Raw genomic sequence first — 9598 nt, 5'->3', positions numbered from 1 at the left:
TCAGGCGAGTACTTCGACGTCCCCAACGGGAACTCCTGTCCTATGAATCTTCACGATCCAATGATCAGTGTGTCCACGATCAAGGGGTAGGGCCCCGTCGACCGCCAGGTGCTGATTGCCAGGCCACTCCAATGCGCTGAGCAGGGTGCGGGCTAACGCGCCGACACGGGGATCGGCAGGGAGATCCAGCGGGATCTCGCGCAGGACCGGCGCGGTCACCGCGACGGGTTGCATGCAGAAAGTCCTTCGGTCAGGGAGAGGGTGCACCAGGTGGTGGTGCCGTCGGAGCTCACGCCCCAGCTGCTTGCCATCGGGTCGACGAGCTCCTGAACCATCCGGGTCCGGTTTCTCGCGACCGCCTCGGCGTCCTCCAACTGGTTCTGCCAGGACCGCAGCCCTTCCTGCGCCGTGACCGTGTCTACACGGGCCACCGGCCGGTGCTGTACGGTGCGCGTTTCCCTTTCCGGAGTCGTCAGCTCGGTCTCGGTGGCCTGGGAGAGAAACGTGCGCGGCAGAGCCACCGCCTCGCCGAGGTGGCCGGTGGGAAGCCCGGCCTTCTCGGCCTGGGTCAGCAGCTCCCGGTGTTCGGTTCCCAGCTCGGCCAGTCGGGGTCCGAGGTGTTCGACGCCTTCGGCCAGCCGCTCTTCCGAGCCCTCCTCCGCGTCGTGGGCGTTGCGGAGGGTGGTGAACGCGGCAGTGGCGGCGGTGTGCCGCGGCGCTCCGATAGTTCGCGCAGGCTGCGGTAGGCGTGACTGGCGTGGAGGGCAGCCAGGTCGGTCCTGGCTCCTGTTCCTCCTCGCGCAGGGTCTCCAGTCGGTCCTCCGACTCTTCCTCCTGCGTCCTCAGGTCGCTCGTCCGCTGTGCGGCGTCTCGGCCGCCCGGCGCCGCTGAGCGAGGACGCCCAGCTCGTGGCTCACTTTCTGGGAGGAGGTGCGCAGGACCCCGGCCAGGTAGCCGCGGTAACTGGTGAGGAACGTGCGCAAGGCCGCGTCGGTGCGTTCCAGGCGCCCGAGTTCGTCCCGTACGGCGTCGAGGTCGTGGAGGTTGCGCGCCACCTTCTCGACCACGTCCTCGTCGAGCCCCGGCAGGGTCTCGCTCAGCAGGGAGACCAGGCCCCCGTGTTCGATCCGGTCGCCGACCGTCGGGCGCCGCAGCCGGTGGAGGAGCTGGGGGAGGTTGCGGTAGCGGGTCGCGTCGGTGATCACGAACAGTTCCCGGGCCACACGCGTGCAGTGCTGGACCGCGCGGTCGGTCGTGTTGTCGGAGCCGACGATCTACCCGCAGATCCTTCGCGATCACCGCGGTCTTCTCACCCGCCGCGTTCATCGGCATACCGCAGGGATCATGAACCGTCACCACTCGACGACAACCCGAAATCCTCAGTAGCTGGTCGGGGCCATTCAAGCGTAGTAGATTGCGCTCCATTAGCGGCCCCGTCGAAACCGTTCCGCCCGGCGAGCAGCACAGGAGCGTGCTCGATGACCTAGCGTGGCCCGGCCCGATCTCACACGCGCTGAGGGCGCGTCATGTGTTGCCCTTGTTAGATGCCGATTTTTGAACCATCAATAGAGCGAAGACGCCTCCCCTGATTTCAGCAACATATCTTTGCCAAACCAAGCTGAAGCCAGTATTGGATGGGGAGACCTGTGGGCCCGCCACGTCATCGTCGCCCGGGAAGAATACGCCGCTCGATGTCTCCTTGCTGCCGGGTGGCCAAAATCGGTGACAACAAGGCTTTAAGGGTCAATACTGGTGATTTAGTTGAGTTTCGGGCGTCGGCTGGTTGGTTTGGTGGGTGGCATCAGTGTGAGGTGTGAGCCGGTGGCGGGGGTGGGTTGTGGTGGTGGGGTGTTTGAGGTGCCAGTTGCTCATCTTGTGTTTGATCACAGCGGGGGTTGGAGCGTTGTCGGCGGGGTGGCAGTAGTCGTTCCAGCAGCTCGCGAGTGGTGTGGGTGAGGGCTTGGTTGAGTCGTGAGGGGGGAAGTGCCGCCAGGGCGGTGACGTGGCGGCGGGCGCGGCGTTGAGGGTGCGGGTGAAGGAGATCCGGTCGGGATCGAGACCGGCTTCGCAGGCGTGGTGCGTGACATCGCGCAGTGCGTGGTGGACGAGGAGGAATCCGTAGATTTCCTGCTCGACGCCGTCGGGATATCGCGAGCGCAGGACAAGCTGCCGGCCGCCCTGGTGGGTCTTGATCTCGTCCAGGGTGTTCTCGATCTCCCACCGCTGGTGTTAGAGCGTGGCGAGCTCGACGGCAGGTGCCTGATCGGGGTCGCAGATGGTGGTGATCAGGCGGTAGACGGTGTGCCCGTCGCGGTCGTCGAGTCGGTATTCGACGACCCGGACCCGGGCCGGGTCACGCCGGTCACGGTCACCGCTGGCCACGATCTCGGACAGATAGGAGCCGTCGTCGAATGACTGCAGGACCGGCAGGATGATGTTCTTGCGGACGCGCCACAATCAGGTCCGCACCCGTGGCGGACGCTGCCTGCCACAGCTCGAAACCGGTGATCCCGCGGTCTGCCTCAGCAGCATCCCCGACTCGAGCCGACCGAGCAGGCCGGGGGAGCTGCTGTTCGTGGACCGACAGCGGGCCGGTCGCCGCGGCGAACACCGCGTGTGTCTCACACTCGACCAGCGCGGCCGCCCTGAACCGCGGATACGCACTACGCTGCTGTCCCCGGCCCGAGCCGGGCCGGCCGAAGAATGCACCGTTGGCATCTGTGTCCGGCACGTCGGAAACAGTGCCCTCCACCGCGACCAACCTCCACCGCCGATACCAGGCACCCGCCGTCTCCGGTGTCGCGACCGGACGGCAGACCCGGCCGAACAAGACTTTCAGCGGCTCCGGCCCCAACCGCCGACGGGCCCGGCCGATCGCCGCCGTCGTCGGCACCCGCCACGGCTTCTCCCACCGCCGCACCCCCTCCAGCCCCCGTGTCAAAGGACGGGCAACTTCCTCATACCCCTGCCCCGAGAACAGGCACATCGCGAGCACGAAATACACCACCACCCGAGCTGGCAACAACCTCGATCGCTGCTCGACCCGCCCGCACTCCGCCACCACCTCAGCCGGAAACACCCGCCTCAACACACCCAGAGCGATACGGTCCGACAACCGGCCACCCGACGACTTCACCTGTCCAAGCCTCGGCACACCACACTCAACGACCAACACCAACCAAAGTCACCGGTATTGGCTTTAGGGGCTGACATGATCTCCCGCATGGCCCCCTAGGCGCGCGTCTTTTCGGTCAGCAGGTAAGAGCCCGTCCCGAGCGGGCGCGACAGGCTGGTGTCGTAGGTCCCTCGAGGTCCTGAGCGTCAATAAACGACGTTCTTCTAATTTGAAGTCACCGAAAGTCATATCCTGTAGGAGGCTAGAATGAATAAGGCCCGATTGGTGTCTTACGAACTTGACGGTGCGATTGCGACTATAACACTGGATGATGGGAAGGTCAATGCTCTCTCTATTCCGATGTTGCAGGCCATTCATGCTTCGCTCGACCAGGCGGAGCGCGATAAAGCTGTCGTTATTCTTACTGGCAGGGAGGGCATTTTTTCAGCCGGGTTCGACCTTAAGGCTTTCGGGGGCGAACGCGATGAAGTCTTTCAAATGGTTAAGCTCGGAGCGCAGGTTGCCGAGCGATTGCTGGGATTTGCAACACCCGTAGTCGTTGCATGCAGTGGGCATGCCCTTGCAGCGGGTGCTATCGTGTTGTTGTCGGCAGATGTGCGTGTCGGGGCGGACGGGCCTTTCCGGATTGGCCTAAATGAGGTAAGGATAGGGCTCACCATTCCATGGTATGCAATCAATATTGCGCGTCACCGACTTCATCCAGCCCATTACAATAATGCCTTAGTCAACGGGGCGATATACGCGCCGGTTGAGGCGCTAGCGGCAGGGTTTTTCGACAAGGTCGTTCCGGCTGGCGACCTGCAAGCCGTAAGCGGGCTTGCTGCAAGGGAGCTCGCAAAACTCGACGCAAAGGCGACTTGTGACACAAAGCTTCGTGTGAGGAAGGATGTTCTAGACGGCGTGCGAGCAGCGATTGCGTCTGAGTTGACTTTTCCTGGCCTTCAGACTTGAGCTCGTTCTCCAGTACCGGCTCGAGCTACGCCGTCGTGCGGGGCGGGGTGACGGCGCGCGGGTGGTGCAGGCTCATGCGTTGCTGCAGCCCCTCGATCGAGGGGCTGCAGCGGCAGGGTCGTAGGTGATGATTTCACCGTCGAGGACCGCATGGATCTCCAGCCCGGCAGCACTGGCCAGCTGCATGGGCCGTCCCCGGCAGGCGGATCAGGACCGAGCACCATTCCACAGTGTCTCGTACGCGAACTCCGCTTCCTCAGCTGGTCCGGGCAGTGAGCCGATGGAAGCAAGCATCGGTGACCACACTGGCAATCCTGCGGCAAAACTACCCATACCTTCCAGCATTGCCCTCCAGCGAGTGCTGCGCTCGGCAGGAACGGTGCGGGCTCATCCACTGTCGCCACGGAACACGCGAGTGGGCACACCTTGTGGGTCGCTCAGTTTCGATGGGCAGGGTGTGAGGGGTGTGACGCCGCAGCCAGGCCAGTTGGAGCGCTTGCGGATGGTCAGGGCCGTGTCGTGTGGGTGGGCGGTCTTCTGCGCGTGTCGGTGAGCGCCCGGTGATGGCGCTTCCGATGTCAGAGATCTCCATCAGATGCGGGGTGCGGGGGCGATGTCGGGCCCTTCGGTGACATACGCGACTGCCTTGCGGCTGCCGCGGACCGCAAGGACATGAGCACTCATCCCGGGCCTCCCTGCCGTGTGACTGCCTGTCCCGTGCGTGCGAGGTGGTGGCCGAAGCGAGCGTTCTGTCAGTTGAAGAGGTCGCGGATGCGCAGGATGCGGGTGCGGATCCCGCGTGGGCGTTGCGGGCCGTTGAGGCTGTCGGGAGCCGCGAGGGTGCCGAAAGGTTTCCACTGGCCGTGGTAGGCGCTCCAGAAGTCGTTCCACGCGGCGGTTTCGGTGGGGCCGTGCCCGGTGATGTGGGTGCCGGGGCAGGTGACGATGTAGCCGTCGGGGGTCAGCTCGATGGACACGCTGGTGTTCGCCATCGCGACCACCTCCACGTTCAGGTCATGGGGCGTGATACTGCCCTTTAGTGTGCCTACCCTCGTTGTTGGGCACCAGTGCAATCGAGTAGGCGCTGTCTGGGGCGGGCACCTGACAGCAACTACATGTGTCGAGCTGGGGCGTGAGCAATGCAAGATCGAGGCGGTATCGCCGCCCGTTACCGATGCGAGGGCCCGTGCGCGTGCAGCAGGTGTTCCAGGGCTCTGCCACCGGGCTCGCTCGTCATGCTCATGATCGCTCCTTGTGTGACGGGGAGAGCGGACGAAGAGCAGCGAAGCACCCCTTTTGCGCTGCTGTATGCCGGAATGATGCACCCCTGGGGTGACGGCCGGAGGTTGGCGGGAGTGCGTGGTGGTGGGAATGGCGTGATGTGCAGGGATGGCAGCGTTGATCGTTGGGGTGAGCCGGCCAGGGCGGGTGGCTGCTGGGTGAGTGTGATGCGGCGGGGTCGTGAGGAGCTTTTGGGGACGGCGTTCTCCGATCATGATGTGATCGTTTTCCTTCAGGGGGGGGCGGGCCTGAGCGATCCGGAGGAGGTCCTGGACGATGCGTGCTGGATCCAGTGGTGCGGGGGCCGGGCCTGATCCGCTCCCGGGCGGCGGCTGAGAAGGCGGGGATGGGCTCTGGTCGAAGGCGTTGTCCAGAGCCCATCCCCCTCACGAGCCGCGTCTCCATCTGGCATGTGGCAGGGGTGCACTTCACGCGTCCGTCTTTTTGAACGAGGCACGCGACGCGGCGTCACGCGTGAACGGCCCGCCGTTTCGCCGCACGAGCGGTTAGTCCGCTCGTATGACTGCCTCCGGAAGATTCTTCGGGTGGGCCAGCCAGCTGGCTTCCTGGCGCTCCCGTGTGCCGGGTGGTTCGTTCAGGATGCCTGGTGGGGTCAGGCGGCACCGAGGTAGGCCCCAGTGGTCGGTGGCCCGTCGGTATTGCTGTCAGGGCGACGTCGGTGCCGGTGTGGTCGCCGAAGGTGATGATGGTGTCGCAGGGGCCATGTTCGCCATCGGGGCGGGTATCGCGAGGGTGACCCGACGGTGCCAGGTGTCCCGCGTCTGACCTGGTGTTCGTCCAGTCAGGTCAGGTCTTTGCTGGACTCTATCTGCGTCCGGCAGGGTGGCCGACGGAACCCGGGTCGCAGGGTGGCGGAGGTTGGAGTGGTTGCGGTGCGGTCGGGTTGGCCGATGGGCGCTGTCGGTGGGAGCAGGTGTTCGTGCCTGCCCGTGCTCCCCCTTTGTCTTGGTCGCGATCTTCATAGTGAGTAGTGATCACTCTTAAGAGAGATGGGGCGTCCATGATCGAATGAGACTGCAAGCGCGGCACCCCCCCGTGTGCCGCGGTGGGCTGCCTTGCGACGGTGGAGGCAGCCCACATCCACCAGGAGGAACGGTGAAGGGCCCGCTCTGTTTGGGTGCGGAATAAGCGGACAAGACGATGGTTGGCCGGGCTGGCCGTCCGCGTTACGGGCGTGGCAACTTGGGGACGGCATGGTTGTGTCGTCGTAGTTCGGCTCCCGTAGCTCAGTGGATAGAGCGGGCGCCTTCTAAGCGCTTGGCCGCAGGTTCGAGTCCTGCCGGGAGCACTGCTGCTGACGCTGTCCGCGCGTTCGCCATGTTGTTCCGGTGCCAGCCGATCCGGGCGAGCTTCTCTCTGTAGGTGCCCGCATTGTGGCGCTCGGCTTGCAGGGTTTCACTTCCCGCTGGCCGGGGTGAGTTGGCGGCTCAGGCCGGACCGTGTTCGGGTGTCGGCGTCTTTGTCTCTTGGCCGGGAGGCTTTTTGTGGTCGGTGAGGGATGCGGCTGCTGCGCATTCTCTGCATGCTGCTGCGCGGGGCTGGCTGAGCGCGGCCTGTGCTTGTTCGCGGTCGAGTGCTGGTTGCTGGGTGTGCAGCCAGTGACGTGGATGAGTGTGGCGCCTGGGTGTCCGGGGCGGTGAGGCAGGTGCTGGAGGTCCAGGCGGGCCGGCTCTTCCGGACCGGGGTGCTGTCCGTCCCGGAGAGGTGGTGGGTGGGTATGTGCTGGTAGGAGGTGTCAGGGATGGGGCGTGCGTGTGCCGGGCTCACCCAGGCTCGGTGCTCGACCGGTTTCACACCGGCATCGGTGGTGTCCTGCCATAGGAGGATTCCCACCTGGTATCGCCAGCTGTCCTTCGTCTGTCGCCGGGCGTGAAGCCGTCCGCGGACCTTCTGACCGCCTGGCAGCGTGACCATGATCGGCGCCGCACCATGATCGTCCTCTCTCTGGTCCACGATCACCCAATGCTTCCTGTCCCGTCTGCAATGCTGTGTGCTGCCATCATGCCGAGTCCTGATTGGTTGATTACCCCATCACTCGGTAGTCTCAGTCTTCGGTGGCGGAATGGACGAAGGAGTTGTGATCGTGCCGCGTACCTGGCTGTCCATCAGGGTGGAACTGGTGTCAGGGCGGGGGACGGATCTGTGGCCGCGTCCCGGCCGGATTTTCGCCGCGGCGCGCTCGCATTCCTTTGCCCAATTTGCCACGGCCGTCGATCTCGCTTTCGGCCGCTGGGATCTGGCCCACTTGCACTTGTTCACGTTGTCGGACGGCACTACCCGGGTGAGTCCTTTGGAGTGGTGGGATGGCGAGGCGCCGGACGGAACGGTGGATGGTCGTGTCACCACGTTGAGCAGGCTGCGGCCTGGTGAACGGTTTGCGTATGTCTTCGACATGGGTGATGACTGGGCCCATGTGTGCACGGTGGGCGACCAGCGGATCGATCCCCTTGAAGAACTCGGCGAGATGCCCGATGGTCCGGTTCCGTACTGGGGTTGGGGGAGTCTCCCGGATCAGTACGCGCGTCGTTGGGACGGGGACGACGGTCAGTCGCGGGTGCCGAAGCGGCCGGCCCGCGGGCTCAGCGACCTGCCTGCGATCCTGCCGGGCTGGGGCGAGTAACACCGAAGGATGACCTCGCGCCGACTGTGTGAACCGGCCGCCTGCACGAACATCTGGCGGGATGCGGCGTCCACCTTCCTGGACTGCACCGCGTGGCGGCAGTTGGCGGAGAGCCTGGCTGAGTCCGTGTCGAAGGGCGCCCGGGTGGTGGTGGCGGGGCGCTTGCGCACCAACCGGTGGGAGACCCCGGAGGGCGAGCGACGCTCCCGTATGGTCCTGGACGTCGGCGATGTCGGGGCCTCCATGACGTTCGCGACCGTCACCATCACCCGCACGGCGCGTGCTCTACCGCCGCGGGAGAGCACGCCGGACGATCCATGGGCCACCGCGAGCACGGTCCGGCCCGCCACACAGGCCGACACCACGACCGAAACGAACGCCCCTCCGCTGAGGCTCCGTTCTGATGATTCCACAGCCCGCACGAGAGCAAGAACCCTCACATGACGCCGCCTTGGAGACTGCTTCTGCGCCTTTGGCCGCCGCGCAGCAGACCGTGCCGGCCCGTCGTGAGCTGGGGAAAGCGATCGTCGCCGCCCGCGAGGCCGGGCACTCCGTCCCGCATATCGCCCGGCGTACCGGGCTGGACAAAGTAGTCGTGCGTAACATTCTGGCCACGACGCCAGATGCCGCACCCACAGCACAGCACAGCACAGCGCCCCCAGCCAACGGAAGCGCGCAGATTGATGGGCCGGAGCCAAGATGGCGGCTCCGGCCCATCCGATACGTGTGCGCATTCACGAAAGCAGTGGCCGATCATGCACGTACCACTTTAATCAACGACTCATGCCCCCAGCCGTTACGGGTGCACCCACTGCGCCAGCCAACGGCGCACAACTTTGATAGCGGCTGGTAGTGAGTGGAGGGAGTCGACCCCTCACACCCGCATGGGGCACCGGGACTTGAATCCGGCGCGTCTGCTCGTTCCGCCACACTCCCTGCGCTTCACCCCGGCCCCAGGACCAGCTCAGATGACCGGTGTCCGCCATGCCCGCCGGCCACGGGTCGCCTGCTGGTGAAGCGATCACTTCACTGCCTCGGTGTCCGCCCTGGGCCACGACACCGGCATGCAGCCCCCGCCCCAAGCGTCCCGTACCCACCAGTACATCCCCGGTCCACTGAACATCCCGACCTTCTCCTGGTACGCGGCCTTTTCGGGCCGGGGAGATCCTGCCGCAGTGGCGCTGGTGGCCGGGCTCGGACCTGGTGAGCGGCCGGGACCGTGCCGTTGCTGATCGATGAGCGGACGACGCAAACGCACACGAGCGGCCTCTGCCGTCCGGATCACTGCCCGGGCGGCAGAGACCGTCTTTTCCGGCCCGGCCGGAGTGCAGACGTACTGTGCTCCGACATGGGTCCCGTCAGCCGCCCCTGGTCCTTGAGCACCCTTAACGCCCGCTTGCAGGGCCTGCGTCGCTCGATGGGTATCGCTACTGCTGGCAACCCCTATTGTCCTGAGTGAACCTCTTTCATTCTGAGTAGGGACCTTGACCCCGCATTTTGGACACCGGAGACACTTGGATCTTGATGGTCCAGGAGAACGGAGTCCCTGTGGGGATGAAGCATTACCCCGCCGAGTTCTAGGCGGACGC

Annotated in this window: 6 protein-coding genes, 2 tRNA genes and 1 pseudogene; 4 read left to right on the top strand and 5 right to left on the bottom strand. The window is 65.2% G+C overall.

Going from position 1 to position 9598, the window contains the following annotated elements:
* Positions 1-215: 215 nt before the first annotated feature.
* From ACZ4NT_RS37830 to ACZ4NT_RS37820, 3 genes and pseudogenes are all read right to left on the bottom strand, one after another.
* The gene (locus tag ACZ4NT_RS37830) at positions 216-431 is read right to left on the bottom strand and encodes a hypothetical protein (protein ID WP_467729919.1); all 216 of its coding nucleotides are present in this window, start codon (positions 429-431) and stop codon (positions 216-218) included.
* 411 nt (positions 432-842) lie between these two features.
* Positions 843-1223, bottom strand: a complete 381-nt coding sequence (locus tag ACZ4NT_RS37825; protein WP_467729917.1) for a hypothetical protein — start codon at positions 1221-1223, stop codon at positions 843-845.
* A 752-nt stretch (positions 1224-1975) separates the two neighbouring features.
* A pseudogene (locus tag ACZ4NT_RS37820) lies at positions 1976-3154 on the bottom strand (IS4 family transposase); the annotation flags it as partial.
* A 228-nt stretch (positions 3155-3382) separates the two neighbouring features.
* Here ACZ4NT_RS37820 and ACZ4NT_RS37815 point away from each other — a divergent pair.
* The gene (locus tag ACZ4NT_RS37815) at positions 3383-4087 is read left to right on the top strand and encodes a crotonase/enoyl-CoA hydratase family protein (RefSeq protein ID WP_467729915.1); all 705 of its coding nucleotides are present in this window, start codon (positions 3383-3385) and stop codon (positions 4085-4087) included.
* Positions 4088-4839: 752 nt separating this feature from the next.
* Here ACZ4NT_RS37815 and ACZ4NT_RS37810 read toward each other — a convergent pair.
* A complete protein-coding gene (locus tag ACZ4NT_RS37810) occupies positions 4840-5079 on the bottom strand; it encodes a hypothetical protein (protein ID WP_467729913.1) in 240 nt (79 codons plus the stop codon).
* Positions 5080-6604: 1525 nt separating this feature from the next.
* Between ACZ4NT_RS37810 and ACZ4NT_RS37805 the strand changes: the two genes are divergently transcribed.
* From ACZ4NT_RS37805 to ACZ4NT_RS37795, 3 genes are all read left to right on the top strand, one after another.
* A tRNA-Arg gene (locus ACZ4NT_RS37805) sits at positions 6605-6677 on the top strand.
* A 774-nt stretch (positions 6678-7451) separates the two neighbouring features.
* Entirely contained in the window at positions 7452-8009 is a 558-nt protein-coding gene (locus tag ACZ4NT_RS37800; protein WP_467729911.1) for an IS1096 element passenger TnpR family protein, read from the top strand.
* Between the two features lie 9 nt (positions 8010-8018).
* Positions 8019-8453 carry a single-stranded DNA-binding protein gene (locus tag ACZ4NT_RS37795; RefSeq protein ID WP_467729909.1) on the top strand — a complete coding sequence of 145 codons (435 nt, stop codon included), beginning with the start codon at positions 8019-8021 and terminating at the stop codon, positions 8451-8453.
* A gap of 403 nt (positions 8454-8856) precedes the next feature.
* On the opposite strand, the gene ACZ4NT_RS37790 is transcribed toward ACZ4NT_RS37795, so the two are convergent.
* Positions 8857-8945: transfer RNA gene (locus ACZ4NT_RS37790), tRNA-Leu, on the bottom strand.
* Between the last annotated feature and the right edge of the window lie 653 nt (positions 8946-9598).

The sequence above is a fragment of the Streptomyces sp. NPDC026417 genome (genome assembly GCF_055567695.1).
This window is presented reverse-complemented; position numbering and strand designations above follow the sequence as displayed.

What these genes read in the sequence shown, in the direction of transcription:
- ACZ4NT_RS37810 (WP_467729913.1), bottom strand. Translation starts at nt 5,079, where the DNA reads ATGGCGAACACCAGCGTGTCCATCGAGCTGACCCCCGACGGCTACATC.
- ACZ4NT_RS37795 (WP_467729909.1), top strand. Translation starts at nt 8,019, where the DNA reads ATGACCTCGCGCCGACTGTGTGAACCGGCCGCCTGCACGAACATCTGG.
- ACZ4NT_RS37800 (WP_467729911.1), top strand. Translation starts at nt 7,452, where the DNA reads ATGGACGAAGGAGTTGTGATCGTGCCGCGTACCTGGCTGTCCATCAGG.
- ACZ4NT_RS37815 (WP_467729915.1), top strand. Translation starts at nt 3,383, where the DNA reads ATGAATAAGGCCCGATTGGTGTCTTACGAACTTGACGGTGCGATTGCG.